At 65.0% G+C, this 21,974-nt stretch carries 17 protein-coding genes; 11 read left to right on the top strand and 6 right to left on the bottom strand.

The window, feature by feature from the left end; translation table 11 throughout:
- Nucleotides 1-286: 286 nt before the first annotated feature.
- From INQ42_RS05145 to INQ42_RS05105, 9 genes are all read left to right on the top strand, one after another.
- A complete protein-coding gene (locus INQ42_RS05145) occupies nucleotides 287-790 on the top strand; it encodes a hypothetical protein (RefSeq protein WP_194035425.1) in 504 nt (167 codons plus the stop codon).
- 59 nt (nucleotides 791-849) lie between these two features.
- Nucleotides 850-1,335, top strand: a complete 486-nt coding sequence (locus INQ42_RS05140) for a P-loop NTPase family protein (RefSeq protein WP_194035424.1) — start codon at nucleotides 850-852, stop codon at nucleotides 1,333-1,335.
- A 697-nt stretch (nucleotides 1,336-2,032) separates the two neighbouring features.
- A complete protein-coding gene (locus INQ42_RS05135) occupies nucleotides 2,033-4,171 on the top strand; it encodes a CocE/NonD family hydrolase (protein ID WP_228064440.1) in 2,139 nt (712 codons plus the stop codon).
- Between the two features lie 96 nt (nucleotides 4,172-4,267).
- A complete protein-coding gene (locus tag INQ42_RS05130) occupies nucleotides 4,268-4,618 on the top strand; it encodes a tRNA-binding protein (protein ID WP_194035423.1) in 351 nt (116 codons plus the stop codon).
- A 93-nt stretch (nucleotides 4,619-4,711) separates the two neighbouring features.
- Nucleotides 4,712-5,104: a cupin domain-containing protein gene (locus INQ42_RS05125; protein ID WP_194035422.1), complete on the top strand. Its 393-nt coding sequence runs from the start codon at nucleotides 4,712-4,714 to the stop codon at nucleotides 5,102-5,104.
- Nucleotides 5,105-5,225: 121 nt separating this feature from the next.
- A complete protein-coding gene (locus INQ42_RS05120; protein ID WP_194035421.1) occupies nucleotides 5,226-5,660 on the top strand; it encodes a DUF2231 domain-containing protein in 435 nt (144 codons plus the stop codon).
- Entirely contained in the window at nucleotides 5,657-6,949 is a 1,293-nt protein-coding gene (locus INQ42_RS05115) for a PQQ-dependent sugar dehydrogenase (RefSeq protein ID WP_194035420.1), read from the top strand. Before INQ42_RS05120 ends, INQ42_RS05115 begins: the two co-directional genes overlap by 4 nt.
- 2 nt (nucleotides 6,950-6,951) lie before the next feature.
- Complete coding sequence (locus tag INQ42_RS05110) at nucleotides 6,952-8,169, top strand: acetate/propionate family kinase (RefSeq protein ID WP_194035419.1); 1,218 nt, start codon at nucleotides 6,952-6,954, stop codon at nucleotides 8,167-8,169.
- A gap of 67 nt (nucleotides 8,170-8,236) precedes the next feature.
- Entirely contained in the window at nucleotides 8,237-10,603 is a 2,367-nt protein-coding gene (locus INQ42_RS05105) for a phosphoketolase family protein (RefSeq protein WP_194035418.1), read from the top strand.
- 36 nt (nucleotides 10,604-10,639) lie between these two features.
- Here INQ42_RS05105 and INQ42_RS05100 read toward each other — a convergent pair whose 3' ends face one another.
- From INQ42_RS05100 to proB, 3 genes are all read right to left on the bottom strand, one after another.
- Entirely contained in the window at nucleotides 10,640-13,522 is a 2,883-nt protein-coding gene (locus tag INQ42_RS05100; RefSeq protein ID WP_194035417.1) for a VWD domain-containing protein, read from the bottom strand.
- 136 nt (nucleotides 13,523-13,658) lie between these two features.
- Nucleotides 13,659-14,933: a glutamate-5-semialdehyde dehydrogenase gene (locus tag INQ42_RS05095; protein WP_194035416.1), complete on the bottom strand. Its 1,275-nt coding sequence runs from the start codon at nucleotides 14,931-14,933 to the stop codon at nucleotides 13,659-13,661.
- A 52-nt stretch (nucleotides 14,934-14,985) separates the two neighbouring features.
- Entirely contained in the window at nucleotides 14,986-16,131 is a 1,146-nt protein-coding gene (gene proB / locus INQ42_RS05090) for a glutamate 5-kinase (RefSeq protein ID WP_194035415.1), read from the bottom strand.
- Nucleotides 16,132-16,537: 406 nt separating this feature from the next.
- On the opposite strand from proB, the gene INQ42_RS05085 reads away from it, so the two are divergent.
- The gene (locus INQ42_RS05085) at nucleotides 16,538-17,080 is read left to right on the top strand and encodes a DUF1190 domain-containing protein (RefSeq protein ID WP_194035414.1); all 543 of its coding nucleotides are present in this window, start codon (nucleotides 16,538-16,540) and stop codon (nucleotides 17,078-17,080) included.
- A 4-nt stretch (nucleotides 17,081-17,084) separates the two neighbouring features.
- Nucleotides 17,085-18,269 carry a glutathionylspermidine synthase family protein gene (locus INQ42_RS05080; RefSeq protein ID WP_194035413.1) on the top strand — a complete coding sequence of 395 codons (1,185 nt, stop codon included), beginning with the start codon at nucleotides 17,085-17,087 and terminating at the stop codon, nucleotides 18,267-18,269.
- Here the strand turns inward: INQ42_RS05080 and argH are convergent.
- The 3 genes from argH to INQ42_RS05065 are packed head-to-tail and all read right to left on the bottom strand — an operon-like array spanning nucleotide 18,260 to nucleotide 21,930.
- Complete coding sequence (argH, locus tag INQ42_RS05075; RefSeq protein WP_194035412.1) at nucleotides 18,260-19,576, bottom strand: argininosuccinate lyase; 1,317 nt, start codon at nucleotides 19,574-19,576, stop codon at nucleotides 18,260-18,262. The genes INQ42_RS05080 and argH overlap by 10 nt on opposite strands.
- A gap of 21 nt (nucleotides 19,577-19,597) precedes the next feature.
- On the bottom strand, nucleotides 19,598-20,551 hold the full coding sequence (argC, locus tag INQ42_RS05070) for an N-acetyl-gamma-glutamyl-phosphate reductase (protein ID WP_194035411.1): 954 nt from the start codon (nucleotides 20,549-20,551) through the stop codon (nucleotides 19,598-19,600).
- Nucleotides 20,548-21,930, bottom strand: coding sequence for an acetylglutamate kinase (locus INQ42_RS05065; protein WP_194035410.1), 1,383 nt, complete (start codon nucleotides 21,928-21,930; stop codon nucleotides 20,548-20,550). The genes argC and INQ42_RS05065 overlap by 4 nt, the downstream gene beginning before the upstream one ends.
- Nucleotides 21,931-21,974 lie beyond the last annotated feature (44 nt).

The following is a 21,974-nucleotide window of genomic DNA, read 5'->3' as shown; positions in this document are numbered from 1 at the left end:
CGGGATCAGCGGACACATCTGTAGGCCTGCGCCGCAGGGTTCTTGCTCGGGCTCAACCCGGCAACCGTGCAAGTCCGCGCATTCCAGCTCATCGGACGCAGGCACCGTTTCTCGTGCTGCTTCCAGCAAGGTCTTTCACCGCTGACTTTTCTCGGTTAGCGTTGCAACCTAACTGGCAGTTCAAGCCGAGCCCCCGAAGTCCCATTTCCAGGCAGAGTCGTAGTTCCATTTCCATCAGCATCCGCCCAACGCGTTGGGGCCGGCTTAACTACGGTGTTAGCTTGCGATGTCCAGCTCATCGCAATCCGACAATGAAAGGATTCTCAGGCTTATCGGCGCGATCGTGCTTGTAAGCCAGGACGCGGAGCGCTACCTGAAAATCACTCTGCCATTCATGGGCACGGAGGATGCAAGCCTTAACGAATCGCTTAAGAAGCACGAGAAGCTAAAGAAGCGGACACTTGGTGAGCTTGCTGGAAGGTTTGTGGATTCGACCACGTCTGATTCACTCGATTTCGAGCAACACTTGGCCTATCTGGTAGCTACTCGCAATCAAGTAGTTCACCACTTCAACGAAACATACGGAGAAAGGCTAAGTAGCGGCTCTTACCAGGAGGTGTTTGACTCGCTGGAGACATTGCTCGCCAACCTTAAGACCTTTCGCTCAGTTGTCGAGCAGCTATCCCTCGCGGTGTTTGAGGGGCTAAGAGATGTCACATTCCGAGGCACACCAGAGTATGGGCAAATGGCTACTCTCTGTGCTTCGTTTCGTGCACGAGTTGCAAGCTAACAATTCATTCAAGCCGATGCCGCTTCGCGGCACGGCTTAATTCTGGTGTTTAGGCCGCTATGAGGTTTCTCGTTTTCGGTAATTCCGGCTCTGGCAAAAGCACCTTGGCTAAGCAGTTGGCCGCGCAGCATGAGCTGGCCCTTCTCGACCTCGATTCCATCGTCTGGGAGACCGGCAAAGTCGCAGTCCAACGCCCACCTGATGCGATTGCCGCGTCCTTGGCGGCGTTCCTTTCCGAGCACAGCTGCTGGGTCATCGAGGGTTGCTACGGCGAGCTCGTTCAAGCTGCGGCCCTCCATTGCACAGAGCTTGTTTTCCTTAATCCGGGCCTTGAGACGTGCTTGGAGCACAACCGCAGGCGTCCTTGGGAGCCTCACAAGTACGCGTCGAAAGAAGCGCAAGACCAGATGCTAGAGAACCTGCAAGCGTGGGTTACGGGCTACTATCAGCGGCAAGACCAGTGGTCGTACCGGGCCCACCGCCAAATGTTTGATTCTTTCGCGGGTCCCAAGAGCGAGCGCCTCAGTGGCAACACAGTCGCGTGATGAATCGTCCCAGCAACTGCGGCGCGCGCCTAACTGGGCGTTCAAGCCGAAGTCCCGAAGTCCCATCTCCAAGCAGACTCGTGGTTCAATTCCCACCAACCACCGGCCTGCGCGTTGGGGGTCGGCTTAACTACGGTGTTAGACCACATATGCAGATTCTGATAGGCGCAATGCCCTGGATGCTAGGAGGGAGCGGAGCTGCGCTCCTGTGGTCGTTAGCTAGTGCGTCGCACCCGTCCCTTTTTGCAGTTCTCTGCATTTCATCAGCCACGCTGCTATCCAATTTGTATCTGATCTGGTTCCTTCGCGACGGCATGGGGCCAGACGCAGTCACATCAACCGCGGTGGAGGGAGCACAGCGTGTGGGCATAGGCGCAGCTGTCGCAATAGGCATTTGGCTACTCGTCAATGGACTGGCACTTGCGCGCTACCGATCTCATCATCACCGTGGGGGTTAATTGTACTGATCAAGTGCGACATTCCCGTAACGCGTCATACCAAAACAGACATCTGTCAGGGGAAGCCAGTGACCCGACACCTTGCAGTGGCAGGATTATTTTTGCTCCTTGCGGGCTGCGCGTTGGCGCCCGTTCTCCCTCCACCCCAGCTCTCAGAACCCATCCGGACGACCGAGTCGCCTGCATACGGGCTCAAGCTTCCCACTAGGCCGGATGATACCGACCAGCTTGCGGTGGTCATGCCGCAGCTCGCCAGGCAGGTCACGACGAGCTACGTTGAGAATGACCGCCGACGCTATCTCGACAACCTGCTGCGCCTTCAACTGGTTTCCGCAGATCCCGCAACCGCCCTGGCTACGCTCGCCGAGCTCCATGAAACGCCATCGGAAGGCTCTTCGAGCACTGAGCCGGTACTGGTGGCGCTGGAGATCTATGCAACTGCCCGGACAGTGATGTTGCCCGATGAAGGCGATTTCAAAAATATTTACGGCGCGGCGTTCCGCGCCGCCTTCGCTGGACTCAGCGACCTGGAAGCCTCGGACGTCACCTACTGGCTCGAGACGCCCGGTTTCGTGCATGAGCGGAACCTGGCGGATGCACTCAGTGGGGCGGCTGAGGATGACCTGTCGGAGGCGGATGCAATAAAGCTCGTCCGCGCCTATCTCGCACAACAGATGAATGTGGAAACGCAGGCGATGTTGCCCGGCCTCATCGCCGCCGAGAAGGAACAACGCTACGAGGTAGCCGACGACGTGCTGATCCACACGCCCGATGGCGGAACGCTTTCGGCCCTCGTGGTGCGACCGCGAAGCGCCCAGGGACCGCTGCCCACTGCGCTGCTCTTCACCATATATACTGACGAGACCGGCAACAGGCAGGCTGCCGAGACAGCTGCTGCCCATGGATATGTCGGTGTCGTCGCCGATACCCGGGGCAAGCGCTTGAGCCCCGACCCCGTGGAGCCCTACGAACACGAGGTGGACGACACCTACGCCGTCATCGACTGGACCAGTCGTCAGCCATGGAGCAACGGCGACGTCGGCATGTACGGGGGCAGCTACTCGGGTTACACGGCCTGGGCGGCTACCAAGCGGCTCCATCCGGCGCTGAAAACGATCGTGGCGTACGTCGCCGCGATGCCCGGGCTCGGGTTGCCGATGTGGAACAACGTCTTCCTCAACGCCAACTACGGTTGGGGCTTCTACGTCAGCAACAACAAGTCGCTCGACAACGATGTGTATCGAGATCCCGACAGGTGGGATGCCCTGAATAACAAATGGTACGCGAGCGGGCGCCCGTACCGCGAGATTGACAAGGTCGACGGCACGCCCAATCCGCTGCTGCAGCGATGGCTGGATCACCCCGCGTACGACTCTTACTGGCAGGCGAAGGCACCCTACCGGCAGGACTACGCGCGCATCGACATCCCAGTGCTGTCGATTACCGGCTACTACGACGATGGGCAGATCTCCGCCCTGCACTACCTCACCGAGCACCTCAAGTACAACAAGAACGGCGAGCATTATCTGATAGTGGGCCCATACGACCATTTCAGCGCGCAGTCCCGCCGGAAGCCGCGCGAGCTTCGTGGCTACACGTTGGATCCGGTCGCGCAGTTCGATACGCAGGAGCTCACCTTCCAATGGCTGGATCACGTGCTGCGCGACGGCGCACGGCCTGCTCTGCTCAAGGACCGCGTCAATTACCAAGTCATGGGGGCCAATGTCTGGCGGCACGCACGCTCACTGGACGCCATGAGCACTGAAATACTGAAGCTGTATCTGACGAACGAACCGGCTGGTGAAAAACGTTTCCGCTTGACAGGCCGCTTGCCGGCAAAGTCTGCCAGCCTCGAACAGGTGGTGGACCTCGCAGATCGCGGCGCCTCCCATAACGACTACTACCCTGCTCCCATAAAGGGCAAGGAAGCCTCGTCCACGGGACTGGCATTTGTCAGCGAACCGTTGGATGAACCCATTTCAGTGAATGGGATGTTCAGCGGCGCGCTGAATGTCACCATCAACAAGCGAGACGTCGATCTCGGCGCAGTACTGTACGAAGTCCAGCCCGATGGGACGCTACTCCAGCTCTCCTATTATCTCGGTCGTGCGAGTTTCGCGGATAACATGAGCCATCGGAGCTTGCTGAAGCCCGGCGAAAAGACCTCGATCGAAATCAAGCGTTCCTTGTTGGTCAGCCGGCAACTCCAAGCGGGCAGTAGGCTGATGGTTGTGGTGGACGTCAACCTGAATCCGTATCACCAGATCAACTACGGCACCGGCCGCGACGTCAGCGACGAATCCATCGCCGATGCAGAGGAGCCTCTGGAGATTGCCTGGCATTCAGACAGCTACCTGGAGATTCCCATCTCACGTTAGAGCACGCTTGGTACCCGTGCAGTATGCAAAACCGCTCATTCGATACCATCCCCAACCCCCCCTCGCCGGCAAACACCCATCCGCGTCACAACACCCATGACCGAACCGACGCCTCCTATCTCCTTCGACGATTTCCTCAAGGTCGAGCTTCGCGTCGGCCGCATCGTTGACGCGTACCCATTCAAAGAAGCACGCAAGCCGGCCTACGTGTTGCAGGTCGACTTTGGCGAGGCGATCGGCGTCAGGAAGTCCAGCGCCCAGATCACCGGGCTTTACCAGCCTGAGGAGTTGATAGGGAACCTGGTCGTGGCCGTCGTCAATTTCCCCCGCAAGCAGATCGGGCCGTTGATGTCCGAGTGCCTCGTCACCGGGTTCCACGACGCGGATGGAAACGTGGCGCTATGTGTTCCCGATAAGCCCGTTCCGCTTGGGACGCGGCTGCTCTAGCAAGGGCATGCATCGACACGCTGCCTGAGCATGGGTTGATAATAGTTTGCGTGGACGAGCGCCGCGACTTGATCGCAAGTGGAGGGCTCCTTGATGCCTGCCGACATCCTCACCAGTTATCTCCACTTCCGCGATGACGGGCGCGCGGACATGGTCACCGTGTCGCCTGCATTCTGGAAGGAACTCGCAGGCGGAAAACACCCGGAGCTCGATAACGGCAGGCTGATGACGGCATTCAGCTTCTCCGAGCCGTGGTCGATGTGGGAACGTCATCCGGCAGGCGAAGAGCTGGTCATGCTGCTCTCAGGGGCAGCAACGGTAGCGCTGGAGGAGGTCGGTCAGGAACGGGTCGTGCAACTGACCGAGCCAGGAGGTTACGTGCTCATACCCCGGAACGTATGGCACACCGCAAGAACGTCCGTACCAACCACCATGGTGTTCCTGACCCCCGGTGCAGGGACGGAGCATCGCCCGCTGGGCCGGTGACGGTGAGCTTTCTCCGCTAACGCTCCGCGCACATCGCGCGCGTTAAGGTCGACACGATGGATTCCTGGCACGACGTTGTGTCCGTGAACATTCCCTTCTGTCCTCTTATGGAGCAACCACCATGGCAGCCACCGTTGATCGATCCCGTGCAGTTTCTGGCCGGCTTGCCCCTCTGCACTCATTTTTGTTGGGCGGCGCGATAACCCTCTTCATCGCAGCGATGCTGAGCGATTGGGCCTACTCCACCAGTTACGAGATCCAGTGGAACAACTTCGCGTCGTGGTTGATCGCCGGTGCACTCGTGCTGACGGCGCTTGCCGTCGTGTGGGGTTTCGTCGACTTCTTCCGAAACGACGGCGGGCAGACGCGGGGGCTGGTGTATCCGGTGCTGCTGCTGATCACCTGGATACTCGGCTTCATCAACGCGCTGGTCCACGCCAAGGACGCCTGGGCGAGCATGCCGGAAGGGCTCGTTTTGTCGATCATCGTCGTCCTGCTCGCCTGCATCGCGGCCGGAGCAGCATCCATGTCCCGCCGGACCGGAGCACTGTCATGAAGCGCACCTCCCTCCTCATCGCGGTTCTGGCCGCCCTATCGCTGTCAGCCTGTGGCGGCACCGACCCCGATCCCGAACAGTACGGCGCGGATCCGGTCCTGCCCGACCATCAGCGCGGGCTGCTTCCCCGCATGACCATTGCCAACCCGACCAACTGGGGCGATGAGCTCCCGATGGTTCCGGACGGTTATTCCATCAGTGCGATCGCGACCGAACTCAAGATCCCGCGACAGACGCTGGTGCTGCCCAACGGCGACATCCTGGTGGCCGAGGGCAAGGGTGGCAATGCGCCCGCCTTGAAGCCCAAGGACCTCATCGCGGGTCCGATCAAGGCCAAGGGCACCACGTCGGTGGAGAGCGGAGATCGACTGACCGTGTTGCGCGACACCGATGGCGACGGCACGTACGAGATGCAGACGGTGTTCGCAGAGAACCTCAATGCTCCATACGGCCTGGCGTTCATCGATGGCGCGCTCTATGTCGCCAACCAGGACGCCCTGGTGCGCTTTGATTACACCGAGGGGCAGACCCGCGCCGAGGCGCCACCGGTCACGGTGACCCCGCTGCCGTCCGCGATCAACCATCACTGGACCAAGGCAATGACCGCCAGCCCCGACGGGCGATTCCTTTACGTCGGGATCGGCTCCAACAGCAACATCACAGAGCGCGGCATGGTGGCCGAGGTCGACCGCGCCACGATATGGCAGATCGATGCGGCGACCGGCGCCCATCGCGCGTACGCCACCGGCGTGCGCAACCCCACGGCGCTGGCCATCCTGCCCGGAACCGACCAATTGTGGGCCGTGGTCAACGAGCGTGACGAGCTTGGCCCGAACCTGGTCCCCGATTACCTCAGCTCGATCCTTGATGGCGGCTTTTACGGCTGGCCCTACAGCTACTGGGGCCAGAACGTCGATCCACGCGTGAAGCCGCAGAACCCGGAGAAAGTCGCCTCGGCGATTGCACCGGACTACAGCCTAGGATCGCATGTGGCTGCACTGGGGCTGGACTTTTCCTCGCCGGTCATGGGCGCGCAGTTTGCCGAAGGCGCATTCGTCGGTGAGCACGGCAGCTGGAACCGCAAGGACCCCGTCGGTTACAAGGTCGTGTTCGTTCCCTTTACCGCGGGCCGCCCGTCCGGTGATCCGATCGACTTCGTGACGGGCTTCCGTGGCGAGGATGGAAAGACCCGCGGTCGGCCGGTGGGCGTGACGGTGGATCCGCGTGGCGCGCTGATTGTTGCCGATGACCTGTCCAACACGATCTGGCGGATCACGCCGACGCGCTAGCCGTGAACCGCGTCGATACGCTCATCGTCGTCCTCAACTGCGGCTCATCAAGCATCAAGTTCGCCGTATTTCCCGCCGATGCCGAGCCACTGCCGCGAACGCCGCTATGGAATGGCAAGGTGCAGGGCATCGGCAGCTGTTCCCCGGATTTCGGTGAAACCGGGGTCGAGCCGTTTGCCGTCGATCTGGACCCGGCCAATCCGCACAGCGCCGCGCTGGAGCTGATCCAGGAACGCATCACACGGCGCCTGGACGGGCGTCGCGTGATTGCGGTGGCGCATCGCGTGGTCCACGGCGGGACCCGGTATTTCGATCCCATGATCGTGACCGTGCCCGTCCTGGAGGACCTGCGCGGCTACATCCCCCTGGCGCCTCTGCACCAGCCGTTTCCGTTGGAGGCGATGCGCCTGTTGCTCGATCAGCGCCCCGACATCGTGCAGGTCGCGTGCTTCGACACCGCGTTTCACCACACCCTGCCCAAGGTCGAACAGATCCTGCCCCTGCCCTACTCGGCATGGCAACGGGGCCTGCGCCGCTACGGGTTCCACGGTCTGTCCTACGAGTTCATGAGCCACGTGCTTCCAGAACGTCATGGGAAGGTGGCGCGGGCGCGGATCATCGTCGCGCACCTGGGCAGCGGCGCCAGCCTGTGCGCAATGCACGACCTGCAAAGTGTCGCTACCACCATGGGCTTTTCTGCGCTCGACGGACTGATGATGGGCACACGTACGGGCTCCATCGATCCGGGCGCCCTGCTCTACCTGATGGAGGTGGAAAAGCTTTCGCTGGAGGACGTGGCGTCCACGCTGTACCACGACTCCGGCCTGCTCGGGGTGTCCGGTATTTCCTCCGAGCCAAGGGTGTTGGTCCAGCACGAGGACGATCCCGGCGAATCCGGCGAACGCGCAAGGATTGCGCTCGCGCTGTTCGTGCGTCGCATCGTGAAAGAGATCGGCGCGATGGCCGCCGTGCTCGGCGGCTTGGACCTGCTCGCGTTCACCGCAGGCATCGGCGAGCACAGCGTTTTCATCCGCGAGCGCGTGTGTCACGACCTGGCGTATCTGGGCGTGAAGCTCGACGCCGACGCGAATGCCATCGATGCGCCGGTCATCTCGGCTGCAGACAGTCGCGTCCTCGTCGCGGTTGAACCGACCAATGAGGAGTGGATCGCCGCTCGCCACGCCCGTGAACTGCTCGCGGCCAACGACCATCCGCCCTGATCGAGCGCACGCTCCAACCACGTCGCGCGTCAATTGCAACCTCTCGGCACCACACAAGGCCTATCCCATGAACACCCTTTCCAACCCGCGCCAGCATTGGCTTTCCGGCTACGGCCCCATCGTCCATCGTGACGACACCGTCAAGCGTGTCGATGTCCTCGTGTCCCGGCTCGTTGCCGGAGGCGCGGACGAGGCGGGCATTTACACGCTGCTCGCCGCCGCCGACCGCGTGACGTGCGCGGGGATGAAGGTGGTCGCGCACATGAGCTATGCGCTACGCGTCGACATGTCGGGGGCGCCCTTGTCGGCCGAGGACTTCAAGCCGACCCCCGAGGGCCACACGGGTGGCTCGCTGAACATGGTCCAGGCCTACGTGGCCTATCTGCTGGCCAACGCGCTGACCGGTACCACGCGCTCGTGGATCATGGGCCAGGGCCATTGCGTGGCTGCCATCGAGGCGGTGAACGCATTGACCGGCGACGTATCCCCGGCGCAGAAAGGCCGCTACGACCGCAGCGAGAAGGGCCTCTCGCAGCTGTGCAGGGATTTCTATTCCTACGCCATTGATGCGAACGGCGTCCCGGCGGTGCCACTGGGCAGCCACGCGGGGCCGAACACCGCGGGCGCGGTATCGGAAGGCGGCTACCTCGGCTTTGCCGGCCTGCAGTACATCCACATGCCGCTGGTCGGCGAATCGCTGGTTGCCTTCCTCAGTGACGGTGCGTTCGAGGAGCAGCGCGGGCCGGACTGGGCGCCGCGCTGGTGGCGCGCCTACGACAGCGGTCTCGCCGTGCCCGTGATGATCCTCAACGGCCGCCGAATCGAGCAGCGCACCCAGATCATGCAGCAGGGCGGCGCGGAATGGCTGGCCGAGGACGTCCGCCACAACGGCTTCGAGCCCGTGACCGTGGATGGCCGGGACCCCGCCGCAATCGCGTGCGCGATCATCGAAAGCGAGGATGCGCTGCGCAGGTTCGTCGCCGATCCGGACCAGCATTATCCGGCGCCGATGCCCTACGTCATTGCCGAGACCGAAAAGGGCTTCGGCTTTCCCGGCGCCGACAGCAACGCCGCCCACAATCTGCCGCTGGACGGCAATCCGCATACCGATGCCGCCACCCGGCGGTTGTTCAACGAAAGCTCGGCTGCCCTGTTCGTCCCGCCAGCCGAACTGGACGCTGCGCTGGAGGCGTTCGCCACCCATACCGGACAGGAGCGCGCGCTGGAAAGTGCGCACCCGATGGCTCATCGCCGCCCCGCTGCACCGCATCTCCCGGCGCCGCGTTGGGAAACTACCGGTAGCCACGGCAGCGCGATGACGACGCTGGACCGGTGGTTTGTCGAACTGGCCAACAGCAATCCCGAGCTGCGCATCCGCGTGGGAAACCCGGACGAGCTGGCGAGCAACAAGATGGGCGCCACCCTTGAGCTGCTGAAGCACCGGGTCAATGAGCCCGAGCCTGGCGTGCCAGAGCATCTGTACGGCGCGGTGATTACCGCGCTCAACGAGGAAGCGGTCGCGGCAGCGGCGCTGGGCAACAAGGGTGGGCTGAACCTGATCGTCAGCTACGAGGCATTTGCGGTGAAGATGCTCGGCCTGCTGCGGCAGGAAATCATCTTCGCCCGCCACCAGCGCCAAGGGGGTCAAAAGCCCGGCTGGATCTCGGTGCCGCTGATCGTCACCTCGCACACTTGGGAGAACGCCAAGAACGAGCAGTCCCACCAGGACCCGACCATGGGCGAGGCGCTGTTGGGAGAGATGTCCGATACCTCACGCGTGCTGTTTCCCGTCGACGGCAACACCGCGGTGGCGGCACTGCGTGACGTGTACGCCCACCGCGGCCAGGTGGCCTGCGTGATCATCTCCAAGCGCGAGGTGGAAAACCGTTTCGATGCGGAAATGACACAGCAACTGGTCCGCGACGGCGCCGCACACCTGATCGGCGATCCCGCCGAGGCAGATGTGCAGCTGGTCGCGCTTGGCGCCTACCAGCTGGAGGAGGCGATGAAGGCGCAGCAGCAGCTTTCCGATCGGGGCAAGCGCGCCTGCGTGACGGTGATCCTCGAGCCGGGCCGGCTGCGCATTCCGCGCGATGACATCGAAGCGGCATTCGTCGACGACGACGCCACGGTCGACACGCTGTTCCCGCGCGGCCTGCCGCGGGTGATCCTGACCCACACCCGACCCGAGCCGATGCTGGGCGTCCTGCGCCGCATCGACAGCGGCCGCGCCACGACCCGCGCGCTTGGCTACATCAGCCGCGGCGGCACGCTGGACGTGCCGGGCATGCTGTTCGCCAACCGCTGTACCTGGGCGCATGCCGTCGATGCCGCCGCGGGCGTGGCGGGCTGGGAACGCGATGCGCTGCTCGAACCCGCGCAGCTCGATGCGATCGATGGCAAGGGCAATCCGGCTGACCTGCGGCGGCAGTGATCGGCCGCCGCCGCAGATGGAGGGAGCCCTGCCGCGCTAGTCGCCGGATTCGGGGGGTTCGGCGGCCGTGACCGTCAGCGTTTTCCTCGCCAGCACCGTGTGGTCCTGGTACTGCACGTAGCGGACTTCCCAGGTGCCCGGTTCGTCGGGCACTTTGACCTGAAGCGGGGTGCCATCCCCGGTCGGGCTGTGCTCCACCGAACTTCTGCCCTCCGTGCCGGGCTTGGCCACCGCGATAACGTCATAGGGGTAGCCCGGCCCCGTCCATTCAACGGTTATTTTTGATCCCGCCGCCGCGCTCGCCGGGACCTCAAGATTCGCGGTCACCGGCGTGGTGGTGATCAACTTGCGTGCCAGTACCTTGTGATCCTGGTACTGCACATAGCGGACCTCCCACTCACCGGGCTCCGCAGGCAGCTGCAGTTTCAGCGGTGTGCCGGCCTCGGTGGGCGTGTGGTTCACCGAGTCCCTGCCCGCTGCGCCGGCACGCACTACCGAGACGTGGTCGTAGGGGTAGTTCGGCCCGGTCCAGCTGACGTCGATGGTGGAGCCGGCGGGCGCGGTCGCCGGGATGTCCAGCTTGGCTTCCAGGGCAGTGGTGGTGATGCTCGTGCGGGCCAGCACCTTGTGGTCCTGGTACTGCACGTAGCGAACCTCCCACTCACCGGGATCCGCGGGCATGAGCAGATTCAGCGGCGTGCCGGCGGTGGTCGGCGTGTGGTTTACCGACTCCCTTCCGGGGGCGCCGGCGCGCACCACCGAAATAACGTCGTGCGGGTAATTGGGGCCCGTCCATTGCACGCTGACCTTGGCCCCGGCCGGAGCGGTGTCAGTAACCTGCACGCTCGCCTCCAGCGGCGTCGTGGTGATCTCCTGGGTGGCGAGCACCTTGCGTCCTTCGTACTGCACATACCTGACCTCCCACTTGCCCGCCTCCGCCGGCAGGAGCAGGTGCAGCGGATTGCCCGCATCCGTCCCGGTGTGATTCACCGATTCGCGACCCGGTGTGCCGGGGCGTGCCACAGCGATATAGTCGTGGGGTTCGTTGGGCCCGGCCCAGGTCACGCGCACCGTGGATCCGGCCGGCGCGCTTGCCGCCACCTTCAGCGTGGCCTGTGCGTTGGGATCGTGGGCCGCCGCTGGCTCGACTTTCCTGTCAGCCTCGCCCGGGGCCGCGCTGGTCATCCCGGCCGTGCCACCGGCGATCGTTGCGCTGCGTTGTGCGGCGGAGACGAATGCCATCTCGCCGGTCACGGCGTAGTCGAAAATGCACTGATCGAGGAAAGGCTGCAGCGCGACACCGGACTCGCGGCAAACGGCTTCGGCGCGCCTGAGCAGATCCGCCGGCAGGCTCTGGCGGGTCACGTGCTTTTCCGGGAACGTCCGGTCGGTGTAGGTCGCAGTGGATTCGCCGTCGCGATAGTTGAACAGCGATTCGTCATCGGCAACCCGCCACCCGTCGGCGAAAACCTTGTAGAGCTTCTCGCTGTCCAGCGGCTGTGCGAGGACCTTGCCGTCGCGCGTGCGGAAGTCGTTCTTCGGATCACCGTCGTGGTTGCCCAGCAACCCGGTCGCTGCAACTCCCTCGGCCAACTCCATGGTGAAGTCGATGAAACCGCTGGATGGGCTGTTGGCGATGACCTGGTGGCCGTCGGTCGTTGCAATCTGCACCGCGCGGTGGAACTGGGTCAGCGTGCCGGTGGCAAACTCCAGCACTTCGCCGTCCGCGCCATGGGGCACGGCCTTGCCGTCGATCTGTACACGAAGGCCACCCTGGTCGGTATCCAGCAATACGCGGGTGCCGTCGATGTCCATCGCCATGGCGGTCACCACCGACACGGTGCGTGAGGAGTGGCGCGGCGCCGTGCGCAACTGCACTTCGAGCCTTGGCACGCGTGCGGCGACGAATTCGCCCACGGCCTGCATGGAGAGGTTCGCACCATCGAAGGTGCTCAGGTGGGGATCGCCGCGCACACCGCCGCAGCGACCGAAGCAGCGTGGCGGCGGGGGTGGTGGCGGCGGATCGTAGCAATTGCCGCCGAGGTTGCAACGGATCAGGTCGTTGCTCTTGGAGGCGCCACCACCGAACTTCTGAAAGTACTTGCGCACACACTTCAGTCCGAAGCGGCAGCCCTTCAACCCATCGCGGAACCCCTTCATCATCGGGTCCGCCTTGGCCGGCGTGCTGGATCGGGTGGAGCCCTTTACCGCAGTGCCGAGCATGCCCTCGAACGCAAGCGGCTCTTCCACTCCGTCGATTTCTTCGCCGTAGTAGCGGATGCGGTTTCCCGCCATCCGGTGGGCAAGCACCTCCAAGGCTCCGGCACCCGCCGGGTCCTGTCCGGGCAAAGCCTGCAGGAAGGCGAAATCGATGCTCATCGGATCGTCCGGTGTGAGCCGGTCGCCGAGGAAGGTCAGGTCGAGCTCGACGCTGTCATCCAGACCGATCGGGGCGGCGGCATCCGGGTCCGGCATGGCCACGATCGCCAAGCCGTCGCCGTCGGGTGTCCGGAGCAGGCCTGCGATCACGGTGACGTCGTCACGCCGGCTGCCGTCACCGCCGGACAGCCACGGGCGCAACTGCGGGTAGGCGATGAACTGCGCATCGTGCGGCAGTGGAACCGCGGCGTCCGGCTCACCTGGAAGGTTCGCGAGGATCTCTTCCAGCAGTTCGACCCGCTGGCCATCCGCATCAAACGTGGAGACGCGCTCGTAAAGCCAGAGGTCCTGGACCCAGGGGCCCTCGACCATCCGCGCATCGGATGCGGACACCGCCGCCACGTGCCCGGATCCCGTCGATCCTGAGGTGCCGGCGCCCTTCTCGCCGCAACCGGCCAATGTCGCCAGCGCGAGCAGCAACACTGCCAACGCACCAAAACCCTGGCCGGCAGATGATGCCGGCGCGTTCCGTTGAGACATGTGGTCTTCCCTGTTGTCCGTGGTGGAGAGCCGCAAGCCCGGGAGCGGTCCCGGGCATCACGTCAACAGGTATACGCCAGGCCATCGGCAAAGCGGACAGCAGCCCGCCCCGGGGTCATACGGGCGTTCGCGCGCGTCAGGCCTGCGCGGCGACCACGTCGGGGTGGCGCACCTGGCCCTCGCCGCGCACCACGTAGCGCTCGATGGTCAGCGACTCCAGCCCCATCGGGCCGTAGGCGTGCAGGCGGGTGGTGGAGATGCCGATCTCCGCGCCCAGGCCGAGTTGGCCCCCGTCGTTGAAGCGCGAGGACGCGTTGACGACCACGGCCGAGCTGCGGATCTCGCGGATGAAACGGTCCACCGCATCGGTGTCGCGGCTGACGATCACCTCGGTGTGGTCGGAGGTGAACGTCTGGATGTGGACGAGCGCATCGTCGATGGAGTCGACCACCTTCACCGCCAGCACCGGTGCGAGGAACTCGCGGTCGTAATCCTCATCCGTCGCCAGCGATGCATCCGGGAACAACTCGCGGGTGCGCTTGCAGCCGCGGATTTCCGCGCCGCGTGATTGCAGGTCCTGCAGGGCTCCGGGCAACCAGCCGGCGGCGATGTCGCCGTGCACCAGCATGGTCTCCAACGCGTTGCACACGCCCGGACGCGACAGCTTGCCGTCGATGGCCAGCTGCAGGGCCAGGTCCAGATCCGCGGCCTTGTCCACGTACAGGTGGCAGACGCCCTTGTAGTGCTTGATGACGGGCACGCGCGCGTTCTCGGCAACGAAATGGATCAGCTTCTCGCCACCGCGCGGAATGGCCAGGTCGATCAGGTCGGTCAGCTGGAGCAGCTCCAGGACGTGTTCGCGCGCGGTGTCCTCGACCAGGGTCACGGCCTCCGGCGGCAGGTCCTGCTCGCGCAGCGCGCGGTGCAGGCAGGCGGCGATGGCGATGTTGCTGTCACGCGCCTCCGAGCCGCCGCGCAGCAGGACCGCGTTGCCGGCACGCAGGCACAGCGCGGCGGCGTCGGCGGTCACGTTCGGGCGTGCCTCGTAGATCATCGCGATCAGGCCCAGCGGAATGCGCACCTTCTCGACCTTCAGCCCGTTGGGCATGGTCTGGCTGCGGGTCACCTCGCCGACCGGATCGGGAAGCTCGCCGATCGCGCGGATGGCGGCAACGATGTCGGCCACCCGACCCTCATCCAGGCGCAGGCGGTCGAGCATTGCGCCGGTCGTGCCGGCCTTTTCGGCGCGTGCCATGTCGTGCGCGTTGGCGCTGAGGATATCGCTGCTGCCCTGCTCCACCGCGTTGGCCATCGCCGCGAGCATGGCGCCGCGTCGGGGCGCGTCCAGCTTGGCAATGACGTGGGAGGCGGCGCGGGCGCGCCGGGCAAGATCGCGGACGTATCCACTCATCGAAAGTTCTCCTTGAAGTCTGGTTGACCCGAAACCCGGGTCCAAAGCGTGTTCAAAACCCGGCCGTCGACGTGGGCGCCAGCAGGACCATGTCCTCGCGGCGGATCACCGAATGGCCATGGTCGAAACCGAGCAGCTTCTGGATGTCGCTGCTGTGGTGGCCGGCGATGCGGCGCAGGTCGCTGGACTGGTACTGGACCAGTCCGCGCGCAAGCCTGCAGTTGCCCTCCGCCGGAAGCACGTCGACCATCGCGTCGCGCGAGAAATCACCTTCCACGCCGATCACGCCACCCGGCAACAGCGAGGCGCCGTGCTCGCAAAGAGCTTCCACCGCGCCGGGGTCGATCCGGATCGCGCCGCCGCTTGGGGGTGTGTGCCGCAGCCATTGCTTGCGCGCGACCAGTTGGTCGCCGTGCGGCTCGATGTAGGTGCCCAGCAGGCGGTCCTCAGCCAGCGCGGCGATGGCCTTTGCGTCATGTCCGCAGAACAGCGCCGTGCCGATGCCGGCCGAGGCGCATTTGATCGCCGCCTCCAGCTTGGTGTACATGCCGCCGGTTCCCAGCTCGCCGGCACCGCCGGAGGTCATGCGCATGATGTCGGTGGTGATCTCGTCGATCTTCGGCACCGGCCTGGCATCGGGGTCTTCCACCGGATGGCCGGTAAACAGTCCGCTGGTGTCGGTCGCGATCAACAGGATGTCGGCCTCGACCATCGTGGCCACCGCGGCCGCCAGGTTGTCGTTGTCGCCCAGCTTGAGCTCGGCCACCGCGACGGTGTCGTTCTCGTTGATGATCGGCAGCGCACCGATGCGCAGCAGCTCGCGCAGCGTGGATTGCGCGTTGAGGTAGCGACGGCGGTTGCGCAGGTCGTCGTGGCTGAGCAGGACCTGGGCGACCGGCTGTTCCATCAGTCCCTGCCAGAGCGCGAGCATCGGCGTCTGCCCGATGGCCGCCAGGGCCTGGCGCTGGATCACGCCCATATGGTGGTTGGCGAGCAGTCCGCGCCCGGCGGCAACGGCGCCCGAGGACACCAGCAGCACCTCGCGCCCCTGATCGGCAAAATGGCCGATCAATCCGGCAAGCGCAGCGGCATTTCGCTTCCCGAGCCCGCCTTTTCCGTCGGTCAGCAGGCTGCTGCCGACCTTGATCACGGCACGCTGCCAAGGGGGAAGGGGTTGCTCGGTAAATGCGGAAGTCATCGTTGTAACCAATACTCCATGGGTGATTTGTCAGCGGTGGGACACGACATTGCCGTTCGGCAATGACACTGACGGGTCGCGAAATCGCGAACGGTTGGGCACTTCCCATGGCGATCGATCACGCCAACAGCGACCGTTAAAGGTCGCAACCAGGACCCGCAGATACCCAAGCGCCAACAGGCTTGACGGGTAACAGCCCCGGTAGCGCACTGGTCCACCAGCCAGGCGCAGGAAGTGCGAATCCAAACATCGGTACGTCGTTGATGACGCCGGAAAACCGGATTCGACAAGCAGGCAAGCCTAACAGGGTCGAGTGGCCAACCCAACCCGGCTTCCCTCGACCGCGCCTTGAGGGCCACCGGTATGGGCTAAGATCCGCTCAGCACTGACACTCCGGACTCCAGGCATGAAGCGATCGAAAACCACCGCGCTGCTGTTGATGAGCGCCGCTCCGCTGCTGTTCTCGGCATGCCAGCTGGAACCGCAGGGACAGCTGCAGGAAGGCGTGTACACCTCGGTGGACAACTGCGCCCGCGCCACCGGCGAGTCGTCCACGTGCCAGCAGGCGTTCGAGACCGCGCAGCAGCAGGCCGCCGACTCCGCGCCGCAGTTCGCCAGCCGGGAAGCGTGCGAGCAGGAATACGACGCCGATCAATGCGTGGAGCAGCAGACCCGTTCGGGTACCTCCTTCATCGGGCCCATGATGGCGGGCTTTTTCATGTCGCAGATGCTGCAGGGCCGCGCGGCCAGCGCCACCGCTGCAGCACCCGCGGCGGCGCCGGCGTTCCGCGACAAGGCCAACGGCTGGGCGCGTCCGGCATCGCCCGGCATGACCGGCGCCAACCGCACCGCCCTGACCCCGATCACCAGCCAGCCCAACCGCGCGGTCACCGCCAGTCGGGGCGGCTTTGGCGACAAGAGCCGCAAACGCACCAGCTCCGGCGGTTGACCGGGTGAAACGCGTTGCCATTGCCGAGCGCTCCAACTGGCGCGCGCGGGCGGACGAGGCCGGCTTCCGTTTCCACACCATCGACGGCGAGCCCTACTGGGATGAAAGCGCCTACTACGCTTTCACCTTGCGCCAGATCGAAGACGACATCGAAGACCCCAGTCTTGAACTGCACTCCATGGCGCTGGACCTGGTCGGCGAGGTCGTTGCCAGCGACGAGCTGATGGCCCGGCTGGCAATCCCGGAACCGTTCCGGGACTGGATTGCCGAGAGCTGGCGCCGGCGCGACCCGCACCTCTACGGACGCCTGGATTTCGCCTATGACGGCCATGGCCCGGCCAAGCTGTACGAGTTGAATTACGACACCCCGACGTCGCTGTTCGAGGCATCGTTCTTCCAGTGGCAGTGGCTGGAGGACCAGCGCAACCGCGGTGCGCTGCCCGGTCATGCGGACCAGTTCAACTCGATCCATGAGGCGCTGGTGGAGCGCTTTGCCCAGTTGGCCGCGCAACTGCCGCCGCCGCTGTACTTCAGCGCGGTGCGCGATTCGGAGGAAGACCAGGGCACGGTGAGCTACCTGCGCGATTGCGCGGCGCAGGCCGGGCTGCATGGTGCATCCATCGCCATCGAGGACCTTGGACTGTCCACCGACGGGCGCTTCACCGACACCGACGACGTGGTGATCGGCAGCCTGTTCAAGCTGTATCCGCTGGAAGACCTGATGGACGAGGAGTTCGGCCTCGCCCTGCCCGGCTCCAACCTGCAGTTGCTGGAGCCGGCGTGGAAGGCGGTGCTGAGCAACAAAGGCATCCTGCCGCTGTTGTGGGAGCGCGATCCGGGACATCCCAACCTGCTGGAGTCGCACTTCGACGACGGCTCCGCGCTGGCAAAGGGCTGGGTCCGCAAACCCCTGCACTCGCGCGAAGGCGCAAACGTCGCCATGCACATGGCCGATGGGCGCTGGCAGGAGAGCGATGGGCCCTACAATGGCCCCAACATCCGCCAGGCGCTGCATCCGTTGCCGGAGTTCTCGGGTACCTACCCGATGGTCGGCAGTTGGGTGGTCGGTGACCACCCCTGCGGAATCGGCGTGCGGGAAGATGCCAGCGCGATCACCCGCGACAGCGCGCGGTTCATCCCGCATGCCATCATCGACGAGGTCCAGCCGAGCGTGAAAATCTACGTCTGAGGCGCGCCTTCCGCCTGCCCGCCCAGTGCGTGCAGGCGCTCGCGCAGGAGGTCAAGACGCAGGTCGCCGGAGGCTCCAGGTGACACGCGCGCCGCCAGGCTGGCATCCGCATCGCCGGCTTCCCAACGCGCCGGATCTGCGGCCTGGCGGTAGGCTTCGCGGAACGGCGTACCCGCCCGTGCCAGGTCCACGGCCAGGTCGGTCGCGTACATCGACGGTTCCAGCGCCGCGCGCATCGCGTCGGGCTTCCATTCCAGGTTGCGCAGCAGGTCGGGCAACAGCTCCAGCGCACCCAGCCCACGACCGAAGGCATGGAAAATCGCGCCCTTGCTGAACTGCAGATCGCGGTGGTAGCCCGACGGCAGTGACAGCAACTGCTCGATCTCGCTGCGCGCGGCCGCGACGCTCGCGTAGCTGGCACGCATCAACTCGATGACATCCGGGTTGCGCTTGTTGGGCATGATCGAGCTGCCGGTGGTGTACTGCGCCGGCAGGGTGACAAAACCCAACTCCGCGCTGGTAAACAGGCTCAGGTCCCAGGCCAGGCGGCGCAGGTCGAGCATGCCGCTGGACAGCGCTTCAATGGCCGCCATCTCGAACTTGCCGCGCGACAGCTGGGCGTAGGTCGCCGACACCTGCATGCGCCCAAAACCCAGCGCCTGCGTGGTGTGCTCGCGCGCCAGCGGCAGGTTCACGCCGTAGCCGGCGGCGCTGCCCAGCGGGTTGGCATCCACCCAGGCCAGGGTGTCGTCGGCGCGCGCGGCATTGTCGATGAACGCTTCCGCCCACGCCGACCACCACATACCCGCCGATGACACGACCGCGCGCTGGAGATGCGTATAGCCCGGAAGCGGCAAGCCGGACTCGACGTCCGCCCGCGTCAGCGCGATGCCGGCGGTTTCCAGGCACAGTTCGCCCAGGCGCGCCAGGCGGTCCTTCAGCCACAGGCGCGTCGCCACCAGTACCTGGTCGTTGCGGCTGCGACCGGTGTGGATCTTGCGACCGGCATCGCCGAGCCGATCGATGAGGCGCGCCTCGATCGCCGAATGGCCATCCTCGTAGGTCTCGTCGAGGACGAAGCGGCCGCTGGCGAAGTCGTCGGCCAGCGTGGCCAGTTCGCGCTCGATCGCGTCAAGTTCGCTCGCATCCAGGATGCCGATCATCTGCAGGCCCTGCGCATGGGCGCGGCTGGCCTGGATGTCGAACAGCAGGAACTCGCGGTCGAGGATCACGTCGGCGCCGGCGCAGAAATGCTGGATGCGCTCATCCACCTGGACGCCGGGTTTCTGCCAGAGAAGCTGGGTCATGTCTTGGGTTTCCTGCGTGGATCAGACCGGGATGCCGGTCAGCTCGGGCAGCGCGAAGGCCCGGTTGAGGTTCTGCATGGCCTGCGTGGCCGCACCCTTGAGCAGGTTGTCCTCGGTGGCGACGGCCACCAGCCGGCGCCCGTCCGCGGACAGGGTGAACCCGCCGATGTCGACGTGGTGCCGGCCGGCGATTGCGCTCACCCACGGGGCTTCGTCAACGATCCGCACGAGCGGCTCGTCGGCGTAGCGCTCGCGGTAGCGGGCAATCACTTCGTCGCGGCTGAAGGCACGTTGCAGATGCATGTTGGCCGTCATGGTGATGCCGCGGAAATGCGGCGCCACGTGCGGCATGAACTCGACCGGATGGCCGAGCCGATGGCTGACTTCGCGCTCGTGGATGTGACCGGCCAGTGCGTATGGCATGAGGTTCTCGCGCAGCATCACCGGATCGTTGCGGTCCGAGGGCGTGGTGCCCGCGCCCGAGTAGCCCGACACGCCAAAGCACTGCGCAGGGCCGTCAAGCACGTCCAGCATCGGCGCAAGCACCAGTTGCATGGCGGTCGCGTAGCAGCCCGGATTGCTGATCCGGCGCTGGCCGTCGTAACTCTTGCGGGTGAGCTCCGGCAGGCCGTAATACCAGTCCGCGTCAAAACGGTAGTCGGCGGACAGGTCGACGATCACCGGATCGGTTCCGCCGGCGTCCAGGGCAGCGACATAGTCGACGGCCTTGTCATTCGGCATGGCGAGGATGTAGGCGTCCATGCCGGCCGTGGCGACGGCATCGGGTGTGGAGCTCTGGTAGCGCAGTTCGCCGACGACGCCGTCATGGTGGTCGGCCACGCGCTGGCCGGCGAACTCGCGCGAGGACACGAATCCCAGCGAGAAGCGCGGGTGGCCGCCGATCAGGCGCATCAACTCTGCGCCGGTGTGCCCGCGTGCGCCTATCAGGCCGACGTTGATGATTGGCATGCTCATGGCACCACTCCCGCGGTGGCCGCGGACGGACCCACGCCGTCGTCGGCCGGATCGACCAGCGTCGCGCTGCGGGTGGCGCAGTGGGCGACGCAGTGGGCGATCTCGTCGAAATTGTTCAGGCCGTACCAGAACACCTTCCATTGATCCTGTTTGCAATGGCCGTCGGACTGCGCGTAGTAGAACGCGTTGACCGGATTGCCGTGCCGCGAGCGCCAGAACAGCCGAGGCGTCTGGTCGCACATCACCTGCCACACCGCGCGGCCCAGGCCCTCGCCCTGGGCATCGTCGAGCACCGCGAATTTGTCGAGGTAGGTGTAGCCCTCCTCGTCGGTCAGCACCACCGCGGCGCGGTAGTTCTCGCTGACGTAGGCACGCAGCAGTCTGGTGCGCTCGAAGTAGTCTGGCGCCAGCCGGCGGCCGAACGCCGACTCGATCAGCGTGCGCAGGCGCGGCAGGTCCAGGGCTTCCCAACGGTCGGCCTGTAGCACCCGCTCGCCGCGCCGGACCAGCGTGCCCGAGCCCTTGTGGGTGAACAGCTCCTTGGCCAGCTCGGAGGGCTGGGTGATCGACACCGACGAGGACGGCGGCAGCTTGTCGAGCAGATCCTTGACCTGCTGGATCTTCACCCGCATGCCGCCGTTGATCCACGGCTGGTTCATCAGGTCGGTGTATTCGGTGGACAGGTTGATCGAGTCGATGATCCTGCCCTGATCGTCGAGCAGACCGCCGGTCCCGGTCAGGAACACGATCTTGTAGGGCTGCAGCACCTGGACCAGTTCGCTGGCGGCAAAATCCGCGTTGACGTTGAGGATCTGGCCGCCGGTGGTTTCACCCAGGCTGGCGATGACCGGGATCGAACCGGCCTGCAGGCTGGCCTGGATCGGTGCCAGGTGCACCCGGGTCACCTCGCCGACCAGGCCCAGCGTGGCGCGGTCCAGGAAGTCCGCCTCGAACACCCCGGAAACAATGGACGTGGCACGCGCGCCACCGCGCTGCAGGGCTTCCACCAGGCGCAGGTTCTGGGCGTGGAAGACGCGCCGCACGATCGCCAGCGCCTCCGGTGTGGTGACCCGCAGGCCGTTCACCGTCTGCTTCTCGATGCCCGCGGCGGCGAACTCGTCATCCAGCTGCGGCCCAGCGCCGTGCAGGACGATCGGGGTCAGGCCCACGTCCTGCAGGAAGGCCAGCGACGAGGTGAGCGAGTCGAGGTCATCGCGCAGCACGGCCCCGCCGACCTTGACCACGGCAAAGCGCGCCGCATCGAGCTGGGAGAAGCGCTTCAGGTACTGGCTGATCTCCTTGGCGCTGGCCATGCTGGACAGCAGGCGCACGATAGTCTGGCGGGTCTGGATATCGTTCGCGGAAGGCGGAATGGTCATGGGGATTCGTTGATGGGGGCGGTGGTATCAGGACGCGTTTGAGC

Origin of the sequence: Lysobacter avium (assembly GCF_015209745.1) — a bacterium.
Taxonomy (GTDB): domain Bacteria; phylum Pseudomonadota; class Gammaproteobacteria; order Xanthomonadales; family Xanthomonadaceae; genus Novilysobacter; species Novilysobacter avium.
This window is presented reverse-complemented; position numbering and strand designations above follow the sequence as displayed.